This is a genomic window from Lentilactobacillus parabuchneri DSM 5707 = NBRC 107865 (assembly GCF_001435315.1).
In the GTDB taxonomy this organism is placed as follows: domain Bacteria; phylum Bacillota; class Bacilli; order Lactobacillales; family Lactobacillaceae; genus Lentilactobacillus; species Lentilactobacillus parabuchneri.
The window spans coordinates 309,969-335,025 of record NZ_AZGK01000001.1 but is presented as its reverse complement, the minus strand read 5'-3'; the positions used below and the strand labels follow the sequence as shown (position 1 = coordinate 335,025).

The 25,057-nt window shown below is 42.8% G+C and carries 23 protein-coding genes and 1 riboswitch; of the genes, 11 read left to right on the top strand and 12 right to left on the bottom strand.

The window, feature by feature from the left end:
• Window positions 1–8: 8 nt before the first annotated feature.
• A complete protein-coding gene (locus FC51_RS01700) occupies window positions 9–884 on the top strand; it encodes an aldose 1-epimerase family protein (RefSeq protein WP_057909113.1) in 876 nt (291 codons plus the stop codon).
• Window positions 885–973: 89 nt separating this feature from the next.
• Here FC51_RS01700 and plsY read toward each other — a convergent pair whose 3' ends face one another.
• Window positions 974–1,609: a glycerol-3-phosphate 1-O-acyltransferase PlsY gene (gene plsY, locus FC51_RS01695; protein WP_057909114.1), complete on the bottom strand. Its 636-nt coding sequence runs from the start codon at window positions 1,607–1,609 to the stop codon at window positions 974–976.
• A gap of 147 nt (window positions 1,610–1,756) precedes the next feature.
• Between plsY and parE the strand changes: the two genes are divergently transcribed.
• From parE to FC51_RS12230, 8 genes are all read left to right on the top strand, one after another.
• A complete protein-coding gene (gene parE, locus FC51_RS01690) occupies window positions 1,757–3,712 on the top strand; it encodes a DNA topoisomerase IV subunit B (RefSeq protein ID WP_057909115.1) in 1,956 nt (651 codons plus the stop codon).
• Between the two features lie 16 nt (window positions 3,713–3,728).
• Window positions 3,729–6,167 (top strand): DNA topoisomerase IV subunit A, encoded by a 2,439-nt coding sequence (parC, locus tag FC51_RS01685; RefSeq protein WP_057909116.1) that lies wholly within the window; start codon window positions 3,729–3,731, stop codon window positions 6,165–6,167.
• A gap of 102 nt (window positions 6,168–6,269) precedes the next feature.
• On the top strand, window positions 6,270–7,229 hold the full coding sequence (locus FC51_RS01680) for a LysR family transcriptional regulator (protein ID WP_057909117.1): 960 nt from the start codon (window positions 6,270–6,272) through the stop codon (window positions 7,227–7,229).
• A gap of 27 nt (window positions 7,230–7,256) precedes the next feature.
• Window positions 7,257–8,183 (top strand): manganese-dependent inorganic pyrophosphatase, encoded by a 927-nt coding sequence (locus FC51_RS01675; RefSeq protein WP_057909118.1) that lies wholly within the window; start codon window positions 7,257–7,259, stop codon window positions 8,181–8,183.
• Between the two features lie 136 nt (window positions 8,184–8,319).
• Window positions 8,320–8,748, top strand: coding sequence for a peptide-methionine (R)-S-oxide reductase MsrB (gene msrB, locus FC51_RS01670; RefSeq protein WP_057909119.1), 429 nt, complete (start codon window positions 8,320–8,322; stop codon window positions 8,746–8,748).
• Window positions 8,749–8,770: 22 nt separating this feature from the next.
• Window positions 8,771–9,292, top strand: a complete 522-nt coding sequence (gene msrA, locus FC51_RS01665; protein WP_057909120.1) for a peptide-methionine (S)-S-oxide reductase MsrA — start codon at window positions 8,771–8,773, stop codon at window positions 9,290–9,292.
• Window positions 9,293–9,360: 68 nt separating this feature from the next.
• On the top strand, window positions 9,361–10,479 hold the full coding sequence (mutY, locus tag FC51_RS01660) for an A/G-specific adenine glycosylase (protein WP_057909121.1): 1,119 nt from the start codon (window positions 9,361–9,363) through the stop codon (window positions 10,477–10,479).
• Between the two features lie 213 nt (window positions 10,480–10,692).
• The gene (locus FC51_RS12230; protein ID WP_155519312.1) at window positions 10,693–10,866 is read left to right on the top strand and encodes a hypothetical protein; all 174 of its coding nucleotides are present in this window, start codon (window positions 10,693–10,695) and stop codon (window positions 10,864–10,866) included.
• Between the two features lie 42 nt (window positions 10,867–10,908).
• On the opposite strand, the gene xerS is transcribed toward FC51_RS12230, so the two are convergent.
• The gene (xerS, locus tag FC51_RS01655; RefSeq protein WP_057909122.1) at window positions 10,909–11,997 is read right to left on the bottom strand and encodes a tyrosine recombinase XerS; all 1,089 of its coding nucleotides are present in this window, start codon (window positions 11,995–11,997) and stop codon (window positions 10,909–10,911) included.
• Window positions 11,998–12,226: 229 nt separating this feature from the next.
• Between xerS and FC51_RS01650 the strand changes: the two genes are divergently transcribed.
• The gene (locus FC51_RS01650) at window positions 12,227–13,069 is read left to right on the top strand and encodes a LicD family protein (RefSeq protein WP_057909123.1); all 843 of its coding nucleotides are present in this window, start codon (window positions 12,227–12,229) and stop codon (window positions 13,067–13,069) included.
• A 214-nt stretch (window positions 13,070–13,283) separates the two neighbouring features.
• Here FC51_RS01650 and FC51_RS01645 read toward each other — a convergent pair whose 3' ends face one another.
• The 8 genes from FC51_RS01645 to FC51_RS01610 all read right to left on the bottom strand — a co-directional run bounded on the left by FC51_RS01645 (window position 13,284) and on the right by FC51_RS01610 (window position 19,564).
• Window positions 13,284–13,805: an NUDIX domain-containing protein gene (locus FC51_RS01645; RefSeq protein ID WP_138491127.1), complete on the bottom strand. Its 522-nt coding sequence runs from the start codon at window positions 13,803–13,805 to the stop codon at window positions 13,284–13,286.
• A 13-nt stretch (window positions 13,806–13,818) separates the two neighbouring features.
• Window positions 13,819–14,667 (bottom strand): dihydropteroate synthase, encoded by an 849-nt coding sequence (gene folP / locus FC51_RS01640; RefSeq protein WP_057909124.1) that lies wholly within the window; start codon window positions 14,665–14,667, stop codon window positions 13,819–13,821.
• Complete coding sequence (locus tag FC51_RS01635) at window positions 14,639–15,970, bottom strand: bifunctional folylpolyglutamate synthase/dihydrofolate synthase (protein WP_057909125.1); 1,332 nt, start codon at window positions 15,968–15,970, stop codon at window positions 14,639–14,641. Before FC51_RS01635 ends, folP begins: the two co-directional genes overlap by 29 nt.
• The gene (gene folE, locus FC51_RS01630) at window positions 15,967–17,028 is read right to left on the bottom strand and encodes a GTP cyclohydrolase I FolE (RefSeq protein WP_057909126.1); all 1,062 of its coding nucleotides are present in this window, start codon (window positions 17,026–17,028) and stop codon (window positions 15,967–15,969) included. The genes FC51_RS01635 and folE overlap by 4 nt, the downstream gene beginning before the upstream one ends.
• Window position 17,029: 1 nt before the next feature.
• Window positions 17,030–17,377 (bottom strand): dihydroneopterin aldolase, encoded by a 348-nt coding sequence (gene folB, locus FC51_RS01625; RefSeq protein WP_057909127.1) that lies wholly within the window; start codon window positions 17,375–17,377, stop codon window positions 17,030–17,032.
• Between the two features lie 78 nt (window positions 17,378–17,455).
• Window positions 17,456–17,986 (bottom strand): folate family ECF transporter S component, encoded by a 531-nt coding sequence (locus FC51_RS01620; RefSeq protein WP_057909128.1) that lies wholly within the window; start codon window positions 17,984–17,986, stop codon window positions 17,456–17,458.
• Window positions 17,987–18,037: 51 nt separating this feature from the next.
• A riboswitch (THF riboswitch) is annotated at window positions 18,038–18,152 on the bottom strand.
• 106 nt (window positions 18,153–18,258) lie between these two features.
• Window positions 18,259–19,131: a DegV family protein gene (locus FC51_RS01615; protein ID WP_057909129.1), complete on the bottom strand. Its 873-nt coding sequence runs from the start codon at window positions 19,129–19,131 to the stop codon at window positions 18,259–18,261.
• A gap of 19 nt (window positions 19,132–19,150) precedes the next feature.
• A complete protein-coding gene (locus FC51_RS01610) occupies window positions 19,151–19,564 on the bottom strand; it encodes a MarR family winged helix-turn-helix transcriptional regulator (RefSeq protein WP_057909130.1) in 414 nt (137 codons plus the stop codon).
• 132 nt (window positions 19,565–19,696) lie between these two features.
• Here FC51_RS01610 and FC51_RS01605 point away from each other — a divergent pair, with 132 nt between their 5' ends.
• Window positions 19,697–21,403, top strand: a complete 1,707-nt coding sequence (locus FC51_RS01605; protein ID WP_057909131.1) for an NFACT RNA binding domain-containing protein — start codon at window positions 19,697–19,699, stop codon at window positions 21,401–21,403.
• A gap of 60 nt (window positions 21,404–21,463) precedes the next feature.
• Here the strand turns inward: FC51_RS01605 and FC51_RS01600 are convergent, their stop codons facing one another.
• Both FC51_RS01600 and FC51_RS01595 read right to left on the bottom strand, forming a co-directional pair.
• A complete protein-coding gene (locus FC51_RS01600) occupies window positions 21,464–23,968 on the bottom strand; it encodes a carbamoyl phosphate synthase preATP-grasp domain-containing protein (protein ID WP_057909132.1) in 2,505 nt (834 codons plus the stop codon).
• Window positions 23,952–25,043 carry a carbamoyl phosphate synthase small subunit gene (locus tag FC51_RS01595; protein WP_057909133.1) on the bottom strand — a complete coding sequence of 364 codons (1,092 nt, stop codon included), beginning with the start codon at window positions 25,041–25,043 and terminating at the stop codon, window positions 23,952–23,954. Before FC51_RS01595 ends, FC51_RS01600 begins: the two co-directional genes overlap by 17 nt.
• Window positions 25,044–25,057 lie beyond the last annotated feature (14 nt).

Here is a 25,057-nt window from a genome sequence, read left to right as displayed (position 1 = left end):
ATGGCAGGATGATTACATTAAAGAATCAGTATTTAACCGTTTTAATCAACGAGTTGGGCGCCGAATTAACCAGTGTCAAGGATTCGGAGGGTATCGAGTACATTTGGCAGGCAGATCCGACGTACTGGAAACGCCACGCCCCCATTTTGTTTCCAATTGTTGGTCGACTTAAAGATAACCAATACCAATTTAATTCAAGGACGTACGACATGACACAACACGGATTTGCCCGTGATCACACATTTGCGGTTGAATCTCAATTACCGACCAAAGTGTCTCTGGTCTTGAAATCAAATGAAGAAACCCTGGTGAACTATCCTTTCAAATTTGAATTGCGGGTGATTTACGAACTGGTGGACCACAGCTTAAATGTTAGCTTAAACGTTATAAACCCAACTTCCGAAACACTGCTTTTTTCAATTGGTGCTCATCCCGGGTTTAATATTCCCCTGGTCGAAGATGCCGGCAGCTTTGAAGATTACTTTGTGCGGGTTGCACCAAAGAAGGCATACTCTCAGATACCGTTAAAACCGCCGTACAGCGATCCTAACGATCGTCGGGAGATTGACCTAACCAAGCCGCTATCTTTGAACCACGAGCTGTTTAATAGCGATGCAATTGTCCTTGACCTTAATCGTCAGGAAACAACCGTCATGCTGGCATCCAGCGTCAACGATCACGGAGTTTCGCTCACCGTGGAAAACGCACCTTACGTCGGCATCTGGTCACCTTATCCAAAGAAGGCCCCATTTGCCTGCATCGAACCTTGGTGGGGACTGGCAGATACGGTGGACGCCAATGGCAAGCTGGCAGATAAATTTGCCATTAACAAATTAGCCGGGCGCCACGCGTTTGCGGGGAAGTACCAAATCAGTTTCTTTTAGACAAATCAGGTTAATTTAATAATAGTGAGTCAAAAAAACGGGTGATTCCGATTAAAGAATCACTCGTTTTTAGTTAAATTAATCGTCAGTTAATTATTTTCTTTTTTCTGCCGTAACAGGTGACCGAGCCCAAACGGCACCATACTTTCGGTACCGTTTCGAATACGACTGATGTTGGCCCTGTGACGGTAGAAAATAAAGACGGTGAGGATTGCAGCCAGAATGCTTAAAAAAACATCGTGGGTGAAAAAAATTGCGATGGTCGTTAAGGTAAAACCAACCATACTGGCAAGGCTCACCATGCTGGTCAAAAGGATTACCAAAACCCAAATTGCGAGTGCCAAAAAGAAAAAGGCCGGTTTGTAGGCTAAAAGCATCCCTGCACTGGTAGCGACCGCCTTGCCACCCTTGAATTTATCAAAAATTGAGAAGGTATGGCCTAAAATTGCGGCCAGTCCAAATACCAGTGGACTGATGGTATAAACGTGAAAAAAAGTTGGCAGCAGGGTTGCCACGGCACCTTTTGAAATATCCAGGGCCATGACAACGGTTCCGGCAATTGGGCCTAAAACCCGATAGGTATTGGTCGTTCCGATATTTCCGGAACCGTGTCGTCGAATGTCGATGTGAAAGAAAGCTTTGCCGATCCACACACCGCTGGGAATTGATCCCAATAAATAAGCCGCCACTAACATTAATATAACTTGTTCAACATTGTTAATCATCCTAAACCTCACAGTAATCAAGCTTAATAAACTTCATAGCGTTTTTAATTCTAGCATGATAATTGCATTGCGCCAACAAAATTTCGTTTCCATAACCGCAAAATTAGGTTATTATGAAGTAGATTGCAAAAAAAGGAGTCATAACGAATGGTAAAGCAAAAGCAAAAATATGATGATTCCTCGATTCAAATTCTTGAGGGACTCGACGCAGTTAGAAAGCGTCCCGGAATGTATATCGGTTCCACAGACTCACGCGGATTACATCATCTTGTGTATGAAATCGTTGATAATGCTGTCGACGAAGTCTTGGCCGGTTACGGGGACGAAATCCAAGTTACAATTCATAAAGACAACAGCATTACCGTTGTTGACCACGGAAGAGGAATGCCAGTTGGAATGCACGCTTCAGGGAAACCAACTCCTGAAGTGATTTTGACGATGCTTCACGCAGGTGGAAAATTTGGCCAGGGCGGCTACAAAACTTCCGGTGGACTACATGGGGTTGGTGCCAGTGTTGTTAATGCCTTGTCAACTTGGCTCAAAGTGGTCATCGTTCGTGATGGCTATAAGTACGAAGAAGATTTTAAAAATGGCGGCCATCCGGTTGGCACATTAAAAAAGTTGGGCAAGACCCGCGACCATAGTGGGACGACGCTGACATTCAAGCCGGATCCGACGATTTTTACCAGCACCGTTTATAATTTTTCCATTCTTTCCGAACGGCTCAGGGAGTCAGCCTTTCTTTTGAAAGGGACCAAGATTACGCTGACCGATGAACGAACCGATCAGGAGCAAGAAGAAGTCTTTCACTATGAGGAAGGCATCAAGGAATTTGTCCAGTATTTAAACGAGGACAAACACACGCTGGGCGATGTCATGTACTTTGATGGTAAGAGCGAAGGCGTGGAAGTTGAGGTTGCCGCTCAGTATAACGACGGCTACTCCGAAACCATGTTGTCTTTCGTCAATAACGTCCGCACCAAAGACGGTGGAACCCATGAAGCCGGATTAAGAAGTGCCTGGACGAAGGCTTTCAACGATTATGCCCGCAAAGTCAACATGCTCAAGGAAAAAGATAAGAATCTTGACGGAAGCGACGTCCGGGAAGGTTTATCGGTCGTTCTCTCATTGCGGATTCCAGAAGAAATTCTTCAATTTGAAGGCCAAACCAAGGAAAAGCTGGGAACGCCAGAAGCCCGTTCCATCGTTGACAACGTTGTCAGCGAGAAGCTGGGTTACTATTTGATGGAAAACGGCGAGTTTGCCCAAACGCTGGTCCACAAAGCGCTAAGAGCCCGCCAAGCCAGACAGGCTGCCCGTAAAGCCCGTGATGAAACCCGGAGTGGCAAACGTCATAAGAAACAAGAACGACTGCTTTCAGGAAAATTGACCCCGGCTCAATCAAAGGATTATAGCCGCAATGAGCTTTTCTTAGTCGAAGGAGATTCAGCCGGTGGATCCGCCAAACAGGGCCGAGATCGTCGTTATCAGGCAATTTTGCCGCTTCGAGGGAAAGTCTTGAACACCGAACGGGCCAAGCTTCCCGAAATTATGAAAAACGAAGAAATTAACACGATGATTTATACAATTGGCGCTGGAGTGGGTGCTGATTTCAACATTGACGACGCCAATTACGATAAAATTATCATTATGACCGATGCCGATGATGATGGTGCCCATATCCAGATTTTATTGTTAACTTTCTTCTACAAATACATGCGGCCAATGATCGACAATGGCCGGGTGTTTATTGCCCTACCACCGCTATATAAGCTGCAAAAAGGTGCCGGTAAGAAGCTGAAGGTTCAATATGCTTGGACCAACGAAGAGCTCAATCAGGTTTCCAAAACCTTTGGTAAGGGATACAGTCTCCAACGATTTAAGGGACTGGGTGAAATGAACGCCGATCAACTTTGGGAAACCACCATGAATCCTGATACCAGAACGCTCATCCAAGTTCGAATTGATGATGCAGCCTTAGCTGAGAAGCGGGTAACCACGTTAATGGGCGACAAGGTTGAACCACGGCGAAAATGGATTGAGCACAACGTCAAATTTAACCTCGAAGAAGACGGCAGTATTTTAGATAACACAAACGATTAGGGGGCGCGACTAAAAAATGAGTAAAATTGAAAGTTTAACCCTCGAAGACGTGATGGGTGAACGATTCAGCCGATATTCCAAATCCATTATTCAAGAACGGGCTCTCCCTGATATTCGAGATGGGTTAAAGCCTGTTCAGCGACGGATTTTATATGCGATGAATAAGGATGGCAACACCTTTGATAAGGCCTTTCGTAAATCCGCAAAATCCGTCGGAAACGTCATGGGTAATTTTCATCCCCACGGGGACAGTTCAATTTATGAAGCGCTGGTTCGAATGAGCCAGGACTGGAAGGTTCGAGAACCGTTAATTGAAATGCATGGTAACAACGGTTCAATGGATGGCGATCCGCCTGCAGCGATGCGGTATACCGAAGCTCGCCTGAGTAAAATTGCCAGTGAAATGCTGCGGGATATTGAAAAGGATACCGTTGATTGGGTATTGAACTTCGATGATACTGAGTATGAACCGGTCGTTTTACCTGCACGATTCCCGAACTTACTGGTCAACGGCTCAACCGGAATTTCTGCCGGATACGCCACGGACATTCCGCCGCATAATCTGGGAGAAGTCATCGACGCTATTTTATATCTTCAAAAGAACCCGAACGCGACTTTGGATGACCTGATGCAGTTTGTTAAGGGGCCTGATTTTCCAACCGGCGCGATCGTTCAGGGCATTGACGGAATCAAAAAGGCTTACGAGACGGGTCATGGCAAAATTGTTGTTCGGTCAAGAACGTCAATCGAACCGCTGAAGGGCAATAAATCTCAAATTGTGATTACCGAAATCCCTTATGAGGTGAATAAGGCCCAATTAGTAAAACGGATTGACGAAATTCGTTTGAACAAAAAGGTTGACGGTATTTCTGAAGTCCGTGATCAAAGTGATCGAAACGGTTTGAGCATCGTCATCGAATTAAAACGCGACGTCGACTCAACCGGGATTTTGAACTACTTATTCAAGAATACCGATCTACAAGTCTCCTATAACTTCAACATGGTCGCAATTTCTCACATGCGGCCAGAACGGCTGTCGCTTAAAAAGATATTGGTGGCTTACCTGGAATTTCAACAGGAAGTCATCAAAAAACGAACCCAGTATAACTTGAAGAAAGCCCAGGACCGGCAACACATTGTCGAAGGGCTGATTCATGCGTTGTCCATTTTAGATAAGGTTATCAAAACCATCCGCGCCAGCAAAAACCGCAAGGATGCCCGCGATAATTTGGTTAAGGAATATGGCTTTTCTGAAAAGCAATCAGATGCGATTGTCGCCTTACAACTTTATCGTTTAACGAACACAGATGTCACTGAACTTGAAAATGAGCACAAACATCTCTCCGATGAAATTAACAAGTTCAACAAGATTCTCGACAATCCTAAGGAGCTTAACCGTGTCTTGGCCAACGAATTAAAAGCCCTGGCGAAAACCTATCGGAATGCAAGACGGACCGAAATTCAAGCTGAGGTCTCCGATATCAAAATCAATACAGACGTGTTGGTTCCCGATGAAGATGTCGTTGTCATGGTCAGCCACGATGGGTACATTAAACGAAGCAGCATTCGTTCATACAAGGCCTCGACTTCCGATGACGGACTCAAAGACGAAGACTACCCAATTTTTATGGAGCAGTTAAATGCCCGCGATCACTTGTTTATGTTCACCAACAAAGGGAACCTGATTTATCGGCCAGTGTTTGAAATCGCTGATGCCAAGTGGAAAGAGACCGGCGAGCATATTTCGCAAACCATTGGTCTGGATCCTGATGAAGAAATTATCGGGACGTATGCCTTTAATTCACTCAAAGAAAACGGCACTTTCCTAATTGCCACCGATGATGGGCACATTAAGCAAACCGGTTTTGAATCTTTGACGCCAGGACGAACGTACAAGAAACACGCTTATACCTATGAAAAGTTAAAAACACCGGATTCTCGAGTTGTTTCAATCGAGTATCTGCCAACGCCGGAAGCTGCCGGCCAATTACTCCTGATTTCTAAAAACGGCTTGGCGCTTCGCTTTGATGTTAACGCAGTTCCAGTTAACGGCGGACGCACAACCGGCGTAAAATCAATGGGGCTCCGTGGTGATGATAAGGTTACCAATCTACAACTGGTCAACGAAAACAGTGTGATTGCCCTTGTGACTCAGCGCGGTTCGTTCAAGAAGCTGGCCATCAAAGAAATTCCTGCCACTTCCAGGGCACGAAAAGGTGTCATGATTCTACGCGAGCTAAAGAGCAATTCCCATCGGATTGTTGATTTTTGCACGATCGAAAATGATGACCAACCACTTGAGGTGCGGACCGACCATCATCGTATTCATGATATTTTGCCAGCCGACTATTCGTTTGGCGGCAGATACTCCAATGGCTCGTTTGTCATTGATGTTGACAGTGAAGGGACACCCGTTTCCATCCGGCCAAAATTGACAGACTTATCAATTGATTAAATTTTTATCATATCAATTGATTGTGGTTGTAATAAGAATTATCATAATAGCAGTATCCTGTTAATTATTTAATGGTCTATGTGACCGATAAGGAGAGACTGAATGAAAACCACTCAGGAAAATATTTTCGCATCGAAGACATTGTCGTATTTTCTCCAGTTGTCTGAAACCATGAACTACACTCAGGCGGCTCAGATCTTGGGGATTACCCAACCGGCACTGACCCAACAGATTAAGAAGCTTGAAAAGACGATGGGGACGCCATTGTTCTATTCGGTCGGCAAGAAATTACGCCTGACTGATGCAGGTTTGATTATGTTAAAGACAACCCGTGAGATTTATGATTTGTTAAACGATGCCAACGACCAAATTCAACAAACCACCAGTTCAACAACCGGCCAGGTTAATCTTGGAATCCTGGCATCAATTGAGACAAAGGTATTCGAAGATTTCGCGCTGGAATTGTACAAAGACAATCCGGATTTGGAAATTAATTTCCATATGTTAACCAGAAAAGAAATCTGGGAAAGCTTGGAAAACAACCGCATCGATTTGGCCATCATGTATTTGCCTGATGAATCGATCAAGAATTGGAAACCATACAGTTCCAAGAAGATCATTTCAGATGATTTGTTGTTTATTCATCACAATCCCAGCTTGGCAAAGAAAAAGCGTGTTCGCCTAAAGGATGTCAACGATCGCCCTTGGGTGATGTACCCACAGGATTACTATTTGAACCAAACGCTTCATGAAGCGTTCAAGAATCAAATGGTTGATTGGCCAAAGGTGGCCGCACGTTACACGATGCCCGAACAAATCTTGAAATTTGCGATTAATTCTCACACCAACACCGCTTTACCAAATTCATTTATGCTCAACATCGATTTGAAGAAGTTGACCGATGACGATATTTGGGTAACTGAATTGGAGCCAAAGGTCAAATTTGATTTGAATTTTGTTTACCGTAACAAGAAAAACGAAATTCCAAGAATTGAACGCTTCTTGGAAAAGTTCGATGAATTTCTTGCTGAAAAAGATTATTTAACCCGCTTGGGAAAATAAATCATAAACTCAAAGGAGATAATTTTAATGAGTAAAGAATTAGTTTTTGGTCACCAAAGTCCAGATACAGATGCAATTGTTGCTGCCAAAGCATTTTCGTACCTTCAAAACCAATTAGGATATGATACTGAAGCAGTTGCTTTGGGCGAACCTAGTCCAGAAACCGCCTTTGTATTGAACTATTTTGATGAACCAACTCCTCGAATCATCAAAACCGCTAAAAATGAGGTTGACTCAGTCATGCTGGTTGACCATAACGAATTTCAGCAAAGTGTCAGCGACATCAAAGATTTAACCATCACTCACGTCGTTGATCACCACCGAATTTCAAACTTCCAGACTGATCAACCACTGTACTACCGTGCCGAACCAGTTGGCTGCTGCAGTACAATTATCGTTAAGATGTTTGATGAAAATAAGATTGAAATTCCGGTTCAATTAGCAGGATTGATGCTCTCAGCAATTATTTCAGATACTTTATTGCTGAAGTCACCAACGACAACTGAAGAAGACAAGATTGCCGTTAAGACATTAGCTGAAATTGCCGATATCGACTACGAAAAATACGGTGTTGAGATGCTTAAAGCCGGCACCAACGTATCTGCAAAAAGCGACCAGGAATTAATCGATCAGGATGCCAAATCATTCACCATGGGTGGTAAGAGTGTTCGAATCGATCAAATCAACGTCGTTGAATTCAGCGAAATTGATGCTCGTAAAGACGATATTGAAAAAGCCATGAAAGCAGAATCTGCTGACAAGGGCTATGATTTATTCCTAGTATTGATTACCAACGTCTTAAACAGTGATTCTAAGATGCTGGTTGTGGGTGATCCGATTTCAGCTGTTGAAAAAGCATTCAACGCTAAAATCAGCAATAACACCGTATCGCTTCCAGGCGTTGTTTCCCGTAAGAAACAAGTTGTGCCACCGTTGACTGACGCCTTAAGCTAATTTGAAACATTGTGCGGTTATGACTAATTAATGATTGGTTATGACCGTTTTTGTTTACATTCATTATCAAAATCCTTATAATGAGTGAGAGATTAAGTTGTGTGCAATTTAATAAGCTCGTGATGGAGGGTTTAAAATGGATAAAGAAGACCTTAAAAACAAGTTAACACCGGAACAATACGCGGTCACCCAGCAAAAAGCGACGGAAGCGCCTTTTAGTGGTGAGTATGACGACTTTTACCAAGATGGCATTTATGTTGATGTCGTGAGTGGCGAGCCACTATTTTCGTCGACTGATAAATACGATGCCGGTTGTGGTTGGCCATCATTTACCAAGCCAATTGATCAAAATAACATCGACAATCATATGGATTTATCCCACGGCATGATTAGAGAAGAAGTTCGTAGCAAAACAGCCGGTTCCCACTTGGGCCACGTCTTTTCCGACGGCCCCAAAGAAGCTGGTGGCCATCGTTTTTGTATCAATTCTGCAGCCCTTAAATTTATCCCGGTTGATCAACTAGAAGCCAAGGGCTACGGAAAGTATCGGCAACTATTTAACTAAATTTGAATTGAGGTGTCCATTAATGGAAGATACAGCAATATTTGCAGGCGGTTGTTTTTGGTGCATGGTTAAGCCGTTTGACACAATGCCCGGAATTAAACAGGTAATCTCGGGATATACCGGCGGCCACGTGGCCAATCCAACTTATGAGCAGGTTGCCAGTCACACGACCGGACATACAGAAGCCGTTAAGATTATTTTTGATCCGGAAGTTATCAGTTACAAACAGTTGGTTGAGATTTATTGGCATCAAACCGATCCAACGGATGCCATGGGGCAATTCCAAGACCGCGGAGATAACTATCGACCGGTTATTTTTGTCAAGGATGAGGAACAACGAAAGATCGCCGAGGCTTCCAAGCAGGCCTTGGCTGATAGCGAACAGTTCGATGCGCCAATCGTCACTTCGATTGAAGATGCCAAGCCATTTTATCCAGCGGAAGAAGAACACCAGGACTTTTACAAGAAAAACCCATTGCGTTACCAAATGGAAGAAATGGGCGGCCGAGAAAAATTCATCAAGAAAAACTGGCAACATCAATAATGGCTTCAGGACAGCCACTCTCCATAAGGGGAAGCTGTCTTTTTGTTGTCTGGTGAGAGGAGAAACTGATGGTTGAGTGGTCTCAAGATCAAATTAACGCATTTCAAACAACTTTATTGACCTGGTACGACCAACATAAACGTGATCTGCCTTGGCGACAGGATCACGATCCGTACCACGTTTGGGTGTCTGAAATCATGCTTCAGCAAACCCAGGTTCAAACCGTCATCCCGTACTATTTACGGTTTATGAAGCAATTTCCCACGGTTCAATCCTTGGCAGAGGCTGACGAAACGGATTTGATGAAGGCTTGGGAAGGCCTTGGCTACTATTCTCGCGCGAGAAATTTACAAAGAGCCGCCAAACAAGTGGTGAATGACTACCATGGTCACTGGCCAGAAACAGCGTCCGAACTGCAGGATTTAAGTGGCATTGGCCCATATACTGCCGGCGCGATTGCCAGCATTGCCTTTAACCAGCCAGTCGCAGCGGTAGACGGCAACGCATTTCGGGTGTTTGCCAGGCTGTTGGAAATTGACGATGATATCGCCAAACCACAGACACGAAAAATCTTTGAAACGGTCATCAACCGACTGATTTCAAAAGAGCGTCCTGGCGACTTCAACCAGGCAATTATGGACTTGGGGGCCAGCTATATGACTGCGACGAATTTTGATTCCAGCAATTCACCAGTTAAAGCCTTTAACCAATCGTATTTGGATGGGATCGAGTCCAAGTACCCGGTTAAGACCAAGAAGAAGCGACCAGTGCCTCACAATTATTTCGGGCTCGTCATTCGATCATCTAAGGGGTATCTACTCGAAAAACGACCGACAAGTGGCATTTTGCCAAACTTTTGGATGTTTCCGTTGTATGATCAACAAGCACTCATCAAAGAAAAAGCCGATTCTCAAGCACAATTAATTCAACGCTTGGAAAAGCAATTACAAGCGGATTACCAACTGTCAATTCAACTCCACAAGGTTGCAGGCAAAACCGTGAGCCACACCTTTACACATCAAAAGTGGCTGATTACGTTATTGGAAGGCGATTTGTCAGCAACAGCCGATTTGAGTTATTTTCCAGGAAAGTGGATTCAAACGACTCAGTTTCCAAAAATGGCCTTCTCAAAAGTTCAGTCAAAAATGTGGGAAGCCTATCAGAATCAACGATTATCTAAAAAATAGAAACGAGTAGGCGCACTTTTAGTCTTGTTCCGGACCTCCTTGTACAGTTAGGTTAAAACATTGGTTTGGTAATGAAAAATTGGATTATTCAAGCAAAAAAATGCACCCTCGGGTATTTTGACTTAGATCAGGGATCACAAAAAGATATTTTAAATATAATTGATTTTAGATGGTTGCTAAATTTTAGATAACTGGCAATGGAGATGTTGAACAATGAAACCTAATTATGAAGTGATGACTAAGTTAGAATTAATGGACGCTTACCAAGAGAAGTTCCATGAAGCGTTCCCTATCCGGATGGCTGGGGACGCATTAATTCAAATGCGACAAGCGTTAAAGACTGGTAAGCCTTTCAAACCCATATACGATGACGATAAAGTATACTAAGCATTCTGGATGTTCTACTAACCCCATTACGGAATTTAATCGTCACTTCGTTTTATGCAACCCATCAAGGGCGCGCCGCTGCTTTGTGTCAATGATGTGTGTATACAACCCAGTGGCATTCGTTGAACTTTGGCCAAGTTGGGTTGCGACCAGATGTTCATTATTAGTCTCCAAATATAATTTGGAAGCCAGTGTGTGCCTTAACTTATGTGGTGTAATTCGCACATGATTAAACGCCTGCGAATATTTTCCGACTAATAGCTCAACGGTGGCAGTTGAAATCCGCCTTGGCACCTTTGCCCCTTTCGTCAAAAAGAGGGCAGGGGTGTCTTTTGTGGCCAGGTAACGATCTTTTCTGATCTCCAAGTAAGCTTGAATATAGGGGAGCACCCAACCGGCGATCGGCACCAAGTCACGTTTGCCGCCTTTACGACGGACAGAGATTGTCGCTTTTTTCAAGTTCAAATCTGAGACGTTCGCGTTGGCAAGTTCAGAAACTCGGATGCCGGTTCCAAACATCAATGCATTAATTGCCGTATCACGTTCCCGGTCCCGTTGATATCGGTGCAGTGTTTGCGGATTTTTGATGGTTGTTGGATAGGTATTTTGAATAAAATCGAGAAATTGAACGTCAACATTTCCCAGCATTAATTGATCTTTAATGTTATTTGCCCGAGTTTGATAAGTTTCGTTATCGGGAACCAAGGCGATTTTCTTCATCACGTTTCGGTAGAAATAAGGCTCACCATCGGCGTTTTCAGTTTCCTCAGTCAGATACCTAAAGAGCGCTGAAAGTGCGTTCAGAGACCGGTTAACGGTTCTGTGAGAGATGGTTCCTTGAGGGTTGGCTGCCGTTTGCTTACCGCGATTCAATAAGTACGATTTGTAAAGCTCCATGTCTTGTTTTTTGAAGTGTTCAAGCGTTGAAAGCGGGACATCTTTAGTCTGATTGACTGAGGTGATATTAGCATCAATCATCCAGGTAAAAAAGCGATGAAATTCGTTTAGGTATTGGTACAAAGTCGCGGGGGACAGCGGTACGGTTGACTTATCAAGATAGTATTCGTTGATATAATCAGGCATCTTGGTCAGCATTTCCTGATTATGATGTAAATATTGATCGTGATTCATGTTAAACTCCTTAATTAAATTAATCGATAAAATACTTGAATTTTGGTGGGGCTGTTTTTAAAATAAGTGTAACTTAATAAAATCTGTATTTTATTAAGTTAATTATAGCATATTCAGGCAATATCTTTGACCTAGCAGGTACAATGTTTAGAATAATAAGTTAATCGTATTAATCAACATAAGGCGATGTCAATATCTCAACCGACAAAATTAAGGGGGGGCTTCTAGAATGGTTGATCTGAAATTGATTCATAAAGTTCAATTAGGTATCTTAGCAAATGTCGCTTCAGTAGCCGCAAAACATCATCTACAATTCTTCTTGACTGGAGGCTCCGCAATCGGTGCTATCCGTCATCATGGTTTTATTCCGTGGGACGACGACATTGATATTGGATTGTCGCGCACGGATTTCGAAAAATTCCTGCAGGTTGCACCAGCTGAGTTGCAGTCAACGGGCTATTTTGTTGAAGAAAACCGGCTTGATCCGCAATTCGAATATGATTTTGCCAAAGTCATGGCCGACGGAACGCGAATTTTGGAACACGGCCGTGAAGAAGCCAAAGTGCGCAATGGGATTTTTATTGACGTGTTTCCGTTTGACCGGATGCCGAATAAACGCAACCTGCAGCAGTCTCAGCAACAGCAGTTAACTGCTATTCTTAACGAAATCAGAAAACGCTTTTATCCGGAACAGTATCGTGGCCAAGTCATTGATTCCAAGTATTCGCATTTGACGTTAACTGATTTGTACAATAGTCGATTCAATCTAATGACCAAATATAACGGTCATCCAGAATTAACATTAGCCAATATGTCATCACCATATGCATATGGCAAAGAAATCATCAAACCACACGAACTCAATCAGGTAATTACCGTGCCGTTTGAAAATTTGCAGGTGCCAATTCTAAAAGATTATGATGCGTATCTGACCAGGTTGTACGGTGATTATATGAAATTACCACCGCTTGAGAAACGCATTCAGAGACACGTTTTAAAAGTCAAAGTGGATAATCATCAAGCGAGTGCCCAAGCTCAACCGGAAAATAATTTTGAGCAAGCTGCTGGGTAAGTTGGTTATCCACGTCATCAAACAAAAAACGATTGGACGATAACTGCCATTAAATGAATGTGGCAGCTTTATCTCCAATCGATTTTTTCGTTTTTTGACTACTTCGTATAATATATATTATGTAAAGTAGAAAATGAATTAACAAGCTAACGTCTTTTGAGAGCCCCCCGCTTCTTGTTATCTCCTGTTGCGTCATCTTGTTAATTCGAAATTATTATGAGTTTAATTTCAAATCAAAATACGCTTGGAATTCCTCCGGAGCTCGTTTTTGCTCAAGTCGAAATACTGGCAGTTCTGCTGAATTTTGTAATTGAGATTCCAACATAAAATAATAGCGGAAATCAACATGTTGATGCTGTCCCTCATGCTTAATCGGATTTGCGGGAATCTGGATCAAATTGACATCAATTAACTGCCCGGTGCCTGCTTGAACCATGAGTCCAGTTTCTTCATGAAACTCACGCACGGCACAGACAATTGGCAGCTCGCCAGGTTCGACATGGCCTGCCGGCAACAAAATCGTGTGCAAGTATGGATGACGAATAAAAATTCCTTTGAACCGATCGAAAACCATCGCACTGGCTGATAAATGAAGCGCTGATTTGCGATCACGTAGCCCATCAGGATGTGTAATCATGAGTTGTTGGATAGTCGCTAACTTTGTGGCAGATAGCCAACAATAGTCAGCTTTTTCAAGTTGTTTGATTTCTTGTGTTAATTGCGTCATTAATTTCATGATTGCTTAATCCTTAGTTCAAAATGTCTTGAAATAGTTGATAAGTCTTCACCAGTTCCTGAGTTTCCTTAACGTTATGCACACGGATAATTCTACCGCCCAATTGCGTCATGTAGGCCTCAAACAATAAAGTTGGGATCAGTCGTTCATCCGGACCGGCATCGAATAATCGTTTTGCAAAGCTTTTTTGAGAAATAGCAATCATAATCGGCGCGTTAAACTGTCGAAGCTGTTTTGTCGCCCGCATTTTGATTAAGTCAAACTCAAGCGTGTTTTGATTGGAAAAGCCAACGCCGGGATCAATGACGATATTTTCTCGGTCTAGCCCCTGCTCTTCTAATCGTTGAATTGAATCGGTAAAAAATGACGTCATTGTGTCTTCGAGTGTTTGCGGTTGCTCGTCAAAGTTTCGGCCATTAAACATGGTGACAACCGATGGCTTATACTTTCCAACCAAATCAAGTTTTGTTTGAGAATTGAAACCATCAATATCGTTAATAATCTGGATGCCAGACTGAAGTGCCCGTTCAATCACTTCATCGGTGTTTGAGTCAATCGCTAAAACCGCTTTGGGGAAGCGCTCCTGGATTGCTTTAAGATATGGCGCCACCCGATTCCATTCCTCATCGGCAGAAATATCATCGAAGTGTGGCTTGGATGATTTACCGCCAAGTTCAAAAATTTTGGCGCCATATGTTAGTTCGGTTTCGATTCGGTGAAGCACTTGGTCAATTCCAGTATTCACACCACCATCGTAAAATGAATCCGGTGTTAAATTCAAAATCGAATAGATGATTGGGTCTTTGGAAATGTCAAAATCAAAATGAGCGCCTTTAAAGTGAAGCGGTTGTGTTCGGGACATGAAAATCACTCCTATTCTCTAAAATAAATGTTCGAATTGGATTCAAAAGATAAAACGACCCCACGACAAAGATCACCGTATCAGGTTGAGAAGCTGCTTCTTTAACTGCTGCTTTCAACGCCTGAATTGGATCGGCAATGACTGGGTAAGTAACACCCGTTTGAGTCGCTAATAATTTCTGTAAAATCACCGGATCAAGCTGTCGCTGCTCATTATCAGGGGTTGTCAGCCGAAACGCAGCATTCGGAATTTGACTCAGTAATTTAATGTTGTCAGCATAATCTTTATCGGCCAGAAATCCGGTAATGATCAGCTTCTGTTGAGACTGGAATTGCTGATTCACGGTTTGGACAAACGCTGTAATGGCATCGACATTGTGGGCACCGTCCAGGATAAGTCGCGGTTGATCGGAAATGAGTTCAAACCGCCCCGGGATATTCAGCTTGCCTAACGACTGAGACAGCAATCGATCAAGCTCGATCGTTGGCCGATCACCCGCAAAACTGAGTAACCACCTCACGACTGTTCGAACATTCTCCAGCTGATAGGCCCCCTGAAGCCTGAACGTAAATTGGCCTTGATTTTGACCAAGCTGATAAGCCACCGTCGATGCTTTTGGTTCAAACGTGATGGTCAGATCATTTGCATCAAAGAAATTGGCCGCTTTTTGTTCCGCTTCCTTTTTAATAATTTGTAAGGCTTCGGGCCGTTGGTTGGGAGCTGAAATTGTCGTGTTATGGGGACGAATAATTTTTGATTTAGTTGTGGCAATTTGTTCGATCGTATCACCCAAAATGCCGACATGATCCATGCCAATTTTGGTAAAAATGGAATACATGGTCGTTTTGACGGCGTTGGTCGCATCCAACTCACCGCCGAGCCCGCACTCCAAAACAACGTAATCAACCTTCTCATCAGAAAAAGCCATCATCGCTGCCACAAAGAGTGCTTCAAATTCGGATAATTGCTGCTGGTTAAAGGTTGCCGTTGCCATCGTTTGTTTAAGCGAATCAAAATAAGTCGTCAACCGACGCTGAGAAATTGGCTTTTGATTCACTTGAACACTGTTAGTGACGTCACCAATAAACGGACTGGTGAACAGCCCAACTCGATACCCCATTTGTTGCAAAATGGCCGCAATCATCAATGATGTGGAGCCCTTACCGTTGGTGCCGCAAACGTGAATGATTGAAAAATCAGTATCAGGGTTGCCTAGAGTCGCCAACACCTGCTTCAGTAACCCAATTCGATCTCCCTGGTCATACAAAAATCCAGTAAAGGTTTCTGTTAAATCTTTTGTCATATTTGGCCTACCTGAATTGAATTCAAAAATTCGCTTCGTAACTCGTCATTTTGCTGGAAAACACCGGAAAATTTAGTCGTCCGAGTGACTGTTCCGGTCTTTTTGACACCACGCATTTCAATACACATGTGGCGGGCATCAACCACCACGCCTACTCCTTTGGGATGAAGGATTTTTTCCATCTGATCTAAAACATCATCGGTTATCTTTTCTTGTAAACTTAACTTGTGTGATACAAAATCCACTAACCTTGGGATTTTGCTAAGACCGATAATTTTGCCGTTATCTGGTAAATACGCGACACTGACCTTCCCCCAAAATGGCATCATGTGGTGCTCGCACATTGAGTAAAACGGAATTTCTTTAACCATAATCGTTTTTGAGTCATTTGATTCAGGTGAGTCAAATAATTTGTAATCTTGAAAATCCTCAATTCCGATAGAATCAAATATGTCCGCGTACATTCGGGCAACTCGATCAGGCGTTTCAATCAGACCCTTGCGGTTGGGATCATCACCTATGGCAGATAAGATGTGGGTCACATTGGTTTTAACCTCGGTGGCAAAATCATTTGCGGGGTTTACTTTCTGGATTGTCTGGTCCTGATTCTTGAGTGACTCAACCGCCTGTTTGATTTGTTCATATTGAGAAAAGTGCTCGTCGACCAGTTCCAAAATCGGAACCAGTACGAATAGCCGCTTAAAAGCTTCGGGATGCGGCACAGACAAATTTGCTGTCTGAATCTTTTGATTCCCAAAAAAGATAATATCAATATCAACGGTTCGGGGTCCCCAATGAATCTTCCGAGTACGATGAAGGCCACTTTCAATTTGATGGATCACTTCGAGTAAAGCTTCCGGAGAATAAGTAGTTCCAATCTTAACGGCGGTATTAATAAATGCCCGTTGTTTGACGCCACCAACCGGTGAGGTTTCATAAAAATCAGCCTGTTTTTCAATTAGAATTTGAGGATCGTTTCCAAGCCCGTGAATTGCTTGTTCCAAAAATGCTTGTCGATTACCGATGTTACTCCCTAAGCTTAAATAAACTTCGTCCATATTAACCCTCCATTTCGATTTCAACGTTATCAAAGACACCGTCAATTGGCGTTGCCTGTTTTTGAATCCGAACTTTGACCGCCGAAATTCGGTTGTCAACCGCTGTAATTTTCTTGATAATCATCTGGGCCAATGTTTCAACGAGATCGACGCGATTGCTTCGGATGATTTCGGCAATCACCGGATAAAAATCGGCGTAAGAAACGGTTGAGTCGAGTTGGTCATCGTGCGGGACAGCATCGATGGTTGTTTCGAGATCAATCGCAATATTTTGACCGACAACTTTTTCTTCCTGCAAGACGCCAATGTGACTATGAAAGCGCATATTATTCAATCGAATGACATACATCAGCAAAATCTCCTTTCAAAATGACGACAAAAAGCGGCCCGCCGAACAACAAAGTTGCCCAGTGTGTCGCAATAATGACTATTTAAATAAACGCGTTTGGATATTTTTTAACGTCTGAGAATTTAAACTATAGTAAATAATGGCCATCTGAATTGGGGTCATGACGATTTCTTTAATAATTCTAACCGGTAAGTACTGCCAAAATGGTGTCTGATAGAGAATCGTCAACCAATAGGTATTCAATAACGCATTGACAACCACTGCAATTAGTAATTGGGCAATAATTACCCGCCGCCAAGTGACCGTGTGACCATAGAAAAAGTAGCCATAGATAGCAGCTCCTAAGATCGCCGAAATAGTAAATCCCGGGAAATAGACGCTTCCTGAAACCATGGTACCAATCACGTCAACAACTGCCGCAATGGATGCAGACCAAAGTGGCCCGTAAAGCAGACTTGCAAAAGCAACAACGACGAACCCAAAGCTCAGCCGCCACGCTTGAACCCCAACCGTAAACCGATTGAGAACCAGCAGTAGAGACATAAAAATGCCTAAAACAACAATGTCAACAACCCGCAACTTGCGGAAACCCAATGATAATGACTTCATGATGCAGCATCTCCTTAAAAGGAGCTCACCATTATTTAGAAATCTAAATAATATAGCGAATGCGCAACCAGCACCGCAAGTATCCGACAAGTCGTAGCCGAACACCTTTCGTTCGAAGTTCACATTCCGTTCCTTCGACACTTAACGCGCTGATTCCTACCCCATATTTATTTTATGTAACTATTAAAGTTTACCACACGAACTAAAAAAAGCAATCGCTTAGTTCGGATTTTACCGAACGTTTAGTGATTGCATTAGAAAATTGTTCATCTTTATAAATTATCCTGATCAAAATCACGAAGCCATGCGAGTGCTAAAGCCTTGTCTCCCAAGTGGGTTCCAATGACCGGACCGAAATAACTTTGCTCAATTTTCATGTCTGGATACAGTTCGTGAATTTTGGCTGCCCACTCGTTACCGGCTTTTGGATCATTGGCATTAATGACCAGTGCTCGAAGTGGATAATCGGCTTTTTCCCGTGCGGCAGCAAACAGTTCTTCGACGCGTTTGAGAGCCTTCTTGCGAGACCTGATCTTTTCAAAGGCAACAATTTCATTGCTCTTATCATCGAAGGTCAATAATGGCTTGATTTTTAAGATGCCGCCAATGAACGCAGAAGCGTTGGAAAGCCGGCCGCCTCTTACCAAATTTTGTAAATCATCAACCACAAAAAGTTCATCAATCGTCGCTCTTAAGCCGTCCAGATATGTAAGAATCTGTTCTGGGGTCCGACCGAGCGCCGCCATTTTACTGGCCTGAATCGCCATGTATCCCATTAATTTGACCGTAATTTTTGAATCATAGGGAATCACCTTAATTTTATCAATGGAAGGTGCAATTTGTGTTAATGAATTATAAAAGCCGGAAATTGTACTTGCCAGATGAATACTGATAACCGTGTCATATCCCTTATCTGCCAAGGAGTTGTATAGGTCAATCATCTCACCAATTGGCGGTTGGGAAGTACTTGGGAAAGCCTGAGAATTTTTTAATTTATCATAAAATTCGGTTGTGGTCAGATCGATGCCCTCATTATATTCACGACCGTCAATAATCACCGGAATGGGTACAACGGTAATGTTGTACTTGTCCGTTTCTTCTTTTGTTAAATACGCCGTGCTATCAGTCACGATCGCAATTTTCATTCAGTTCACCTGCTTGTAATTAAATTCTACCCAAACTTTTTTCCAGTCGGTTAATCAAAATCTTGAGCAAATTCTTTTCTTCATCTGTCCAGTGATTAAAAACGCGTTCGGTTAGTTGATCAATTTCAGTTTGGACGTATTCACTGGCTTTAACACCCTTGTCCGTAACTTTGTATATTAACTGACGCTTATCCTTGCCAACTGCGGTCTTTTCAATCATTTGTTTTTCAACCAGCCGTTTTAACTGACGTGATAATGTGGAAATATCTAATTTGGTAGTTTCTGATAATACTTCTTGCGTCGTATTGCCAGCAATCACTTGAGTGAGCAATTTCCACTCCGAGATTGTCAGCCCCGTCGCCTTTGTAATACTAAAAAGCTGCGTTCGATGATTTTTGGCGGCGGAGTTAAGCGCCACAAGAATATCCTTCATAATGAAAAGACCTCCGAAAAAATAGTATACGCTATTTGATAATTACTTACAAATAACATGTGTCTTCCTTCGCATGAGTGGGTAAAATGCGCTATACTAGTACATGCTACTTATACGAAAGTGAGTGATAAGATGTCATTTGATGGTTCTTTTACCCATTCTATGAAAAACGAATTAACTAATCTTCTGCAAACTGGCAGAATTAGTAAAATTAATCAACCTTATCCTAATGAGCTGATCCTAACGATCCGCGCTCATGGGAAAAGTCACCAATTACTATTATCAGCCAATCCAACTTATGCCCGGGTTCAAATCACCAAGGTACCATATGTAAATCCGAGTGTGCCGACAAACTTCACCATGATTATGCGAAAGCATTTAAGCGGCGGAATCCTGACCGATATTAAGCAACAAAATAACGATCGGGTAATGACGTTTACCTTTACTGCCAGAAATGAGCTGGGGGATCAAACCAAGTTGGATCTGATTATCGAAATCATGGCTCGACATAGTAATATTATTTTGGTCAACCAAGCGGATCGAAAGATTATTGATGCCGTCAAACACGTCGGCTCAGACGTGAACCGATACCGGTTATTGCTACCCGGTGCAACCTACATTAACCCGCCAAAACAGGATTTACAAGATCCGTTTGTCAAAACGGACTTTGCAGATATTGAACAGCTGGTCAAAGATTTTCCGAATATTGATGTTCTGGCAGGCAATCTAAGGAAAAGTCTCCAAGGACTCGGTAATGACACATCCTTGGCACTAGCAAGTTTCTTGCATCGAGACGGAAAAGTGGCCGTTAATTTCCAGGATTTCTTTAAACAATTTGACGATCCAAAGCCAACCTTTAGCCATATTGCTAGTAACAAGATTAATTTTACCGCATTTCCCTATCCAGATACAACCAAAAATCGATTTTATCCAAGTTTAAGTGAATTATTGGATGCGTTTTATGCCAATAAAGCGCAACGGGATCGCGTCAGGGAACAAGGTTCTGTCTTGATTCAAGTTGTCAAAAAACAACTCAAAAAAAATCGAACAAAACTCAAAAAGTTGCAACGCGATATGGCGGAAACTGAAAATGCTGATGATTATCGCATCAAGGGTGAAATTTTGACGACCTATCTCAATCGAGTCGATCGTGGAATGACGTCAATTGAACTGCCCAATTACTATGATGAAGATCGCCCGATCAAAATCCAACTTTCCAATCAACAATCGCCTTCACAAAACGCTCAGCGGTATTTCAAAAAATACCAAAAGCTTAAGAATGCAGTTAAGTTTGTCAGTGAACAACTCAATTTAACCAAACAAGAGATTGATTATTTCGAAAATATTCAATCTCAAATTGAGCTGGCTGACCCACAAGATTTGGTCGATATTCGTTATGAATTGGAACAAGGTCATTACCTTAGAGACCACGAACAAAACAAAAAGAAAAAGGCTAAACGCCAAAAGATCAACAAACCTGAAGAATTTATTTCAAGTGACGGCACTGAGATTTTGGTTGGGAAAAATAACTTACAGAATGAAAAGCTGACGATGCATACCGCCGATAAGCGCGAAACCTGGCTGCATACTAAAGATATCCCGGGCTCTCATGTGATTATCCGCAGCTTCGATCCGTCAGAACAGACCCTGGCCGAAGCTGCCAATTTAGCAGCTTACTTCTCAAAGGCACGCGATTCGTCTAAAGTCCAAGTTGACTACACCAAGGTTAAAAATATCCGGAAGCCAAACGGCACCAAGCCCGGCTACGTGATTTATGACAATCAGACGACACTATTTATTACACCGGATGAGCAACTTGTTGAAAGCTTAAAGAAATAAACTGACACAAAAACAGCGTTATGGACATTGAAACTTCTGTCCAAAACGCTGTTTTTTAAGTTACGATTCAAAGTTTTTAAATGAAATCGCAGAGCCAACCTCTTGTTTGGTCGTCCCTTCTGATTGACGGGACTGCAGTTCTCTAAACGGAAATTTGGCAATCATCGTCGAAGAGCGTTGATGTTGCGTTGGCGTCAGTTGCTCTCGAAGTGACTTCATATCCAAAATACCCAAATACTTTCGCACCAACACACGGACCCAATTAATTCCAGTCGTCTTGGTTAAAAAAGCCGTTTCTGTAATTCTAACGGGCCGAATACCGGTCATCTCGTAGTTTGAATCACCAGTTGTATTATACAATATTTGGACGAGTCCCTGCCATTTGCTGGAATCGACCTTTTTTACCGCATCAGCGATTAAATCAGCCTCATCGGTTTGCCAATGATCCATCGGTTCTTTGTAGTCATTAATGAGTCGCAAATCAGTGCGTTGATCCTTGCCAACAAAAGAAATGGTTGCAACTGGCAAGACTTCATCTCCTTCAATAAAGAGATCGACGGCGGTCGTCGCCTTTTTTTGGTTGTATGTAGCAACCTTCTGGTCTGGCGGCAACACCACAATATTCAAATCTTCAAATTGTTTGAGCTGTTCAGATAAATAGTGCCGGTTGCCAGGCAAAAATACAATGTCCGGCTTCTCTAAATCGACAATGTTTAAAATATTTCCAAGCTGAATCGGTTCGATATATTCTTTATCACTCAACTGGGGCGTCAATGACACCGCGTTTGGATTGGTATTCATAATAATGGTTTTGTAACCAGCTTTATGAAGCGAAATCAATACCTGAGCAGTATAATAATCCGCTGCTGAGTTGGGGCCCAGTTGATTGCCCCCACGACCAATCACCAATGCACTTTTTTCAGCAAACGGCTTACTTTCATTTTCGAGTTCGTAGCTGCTATAGAAAATATTGGTTGCTTCCATGAATTCACCAGCACTTGGTTCAATGGCTTTGTAAGTGACTTGATTTTTGACATTATGATTCATGCGCTGAATGGTTGAAATATTCACTTGCCAAAGTTCGGCCAGCATACCATCACCAAAACCGTATTTATGCCCGATTTCAACTGATTGTGGCGACAACGGATTGTTAACCACATAGTCTTGAGCGCGCAGCAATTGATTTAATTTGTAAAAGTAGAACCGATCAATTTGAGTTAATTCAGATAATTCATCAATCGAAAATCCCCGCCGAAGTGCTTCCATTAAAATCAGAATCCGACTCGCCAACGGATGAATCAGTTGATTGATGACGTCATCATCATTGACTTTAGAAACACTTGGCAAAATGTCCCGTGGTGAAAATTGGGAACTGTGCATTGCTTTAATAATCGCTTCTTCAACCGTGCGGCCCACCCCAATGGTTGATCCCACGGATTTCATCAAAGTATTCAAATGTTGATCGACGTCGGTAATGTCTCGAAATGGCCATAGTGGGATCTTAACGACCACGTGGTCCATAGTCGGCTCCATAAAGGCTAAAAACTTGCTGTATTTGCTTGGTAATTTGATTTCGGTAAGATTATACCCCAACTCCAAAAAACTCGACACGTACGTTAAGGGATAGCCTGTCGACTTGGCAGCTAAAATAGTATTCCGCGTGAAAAACGGACTCACTTTGGTTACAAAGTAATTCGCATCCGTTCGACTCTGGGCAAATTGCACATGGCAAGTCCCAGTGACATTGAGTGCATCCATAATTCTAAAGGTTGCAGTCCGAAGCGCCTGGTATTCCTCGTTAATTAAAGTTTGCGTGGGCGCAAAAATAATCGAATCGCCGGAATGAATCCCAATCGGATCCATATCTTCCATTCCGGAAATCAAAATCTTGTTGCCATTAGCGTCTCGAATCCCCACCATTTCAATTTCTTTGTAGCCGACAATGCTTTGCTCAATTGAACACCGTTTGATATAGGTCCGCTTAAAGCTGACATCAAGGGCATCTTCCAATTCATCGGTATTATTACAAATAAAACGGCTGGTATCATGACTTGCCGACATTGGTTTAACAATGACCGGAAAGCCAACTTCCCTAACGAAATCCATCGCCTCGTCGTCATCGGCAACAATCTTTGACGCAATCACTTTCTCATCAATTTCGGTGAGTAAATCTCGCAGCTTTTGATTATCAATGACTTTTCTCAAATCAGCTGGTTTAATCCCTAATAAGGAAATGTTGTTGGATGCAAGGATCCCGCTTTCCGCAAGCTGCCAAGCAATTTGCATCGCGTTAAGGCCACCCTGGGTTGCCATAATGGCATCAGGCTTTTCTTTATCAATGATGTTGATCACATTTTGAAAATTGACTTCTTGAACATAGACGTTCGCTGGCTGAATTTCTTCGCTGGTGACCGAAAATGGATTGTTATCAACATAAATAATTTTGGCACCTGTTTTTTTAAGGGCCATTAACCGCTCAAATGCAGCAGCATCCAATTCGTTTTCGTGTCCAATATTGGTCGGCCCACCGCCGAGGAGGAGAACTTTTTTAATATCTATCGTCATTGTTGTCACTCCTTCTTGACATGAATTCCATGAAGTCATCAAACAAGCCGACGCTGTCCTTGGGCCCGGGAGCGCCATCTGGAGAAAACTGCACTGAAAAAGCAGGGTAATCCCGGTGACGAAGACCTTGAACCGTTCCGTTAACTAAATCGACATGCGTAATAAATAGACTGGCATGATCGATGGATTTTGGATCAACCGCGTAACCTTGTTCTTGACCAGAAAAAAAGATTTCGTTGGTAATGATTTCACGGATCGGATGGTTGCTGCCATGGTGCTCAACAGCTAATTTATAAACTTTGGCATTATTGGCTAATGCAAACAATTCATGGCCCAAACCAATTGCAAATAACGGCGCTTGAGTCTGGACTTCGGTAATCATTGTTAATACAGATTGCGGCAGATTGGCGGGTGAACCAGGACCGGTTGACAACACAATTCCATCCGGATCAAGATCAAGGATCTGCTCGGAGGTAAAATTCCACGGGACGACGGTCACGTTGCAGTTACGATGGGATAATTCGCGTAAAATCCCGCTCTTTAAGCCAAAATCGACCACAACAACGTTTGCACCCTCATCCGGGTTGGGAAATGGCTTGGGCGTGGCAACTTGAGCCACCTGCTGATTTGTCAGCACCGTGGCATGAAGCTGGTCAAAAGCATGATCATCGGCAACATCCACAATACTGGCTTTCATATTGCCCCGCCGTTGAAGATGATGACGAATTTCCCGAGTATCAACATCATAGATGCCAGGAATCTTATGTTGCTTTAAATAACGGTCTAACGATATGCGTTTAAAATGATCGGTCGCAAGATTTTCATATTCCCGGACAATGACCCCTTTTGCAGTCGGCAAAATGGACTCGTACGCATTTTGGTCGAGTCCGGTATTTCCTATAGATGACTGGGTGAAAACAATGATTTGGTTATGATAAATTTGATTGGAGATAATTTCTTGATACCCATTCATCGTTGAGTTGGCCACAATTTCACCCGTTGTGGTGGCAAGCGATCCAAATGCCTTTCCAGCATATGCGGATCCATCTTCTAAAATTAAATATCTTTCCGTCATGCTGACTCCTCGTT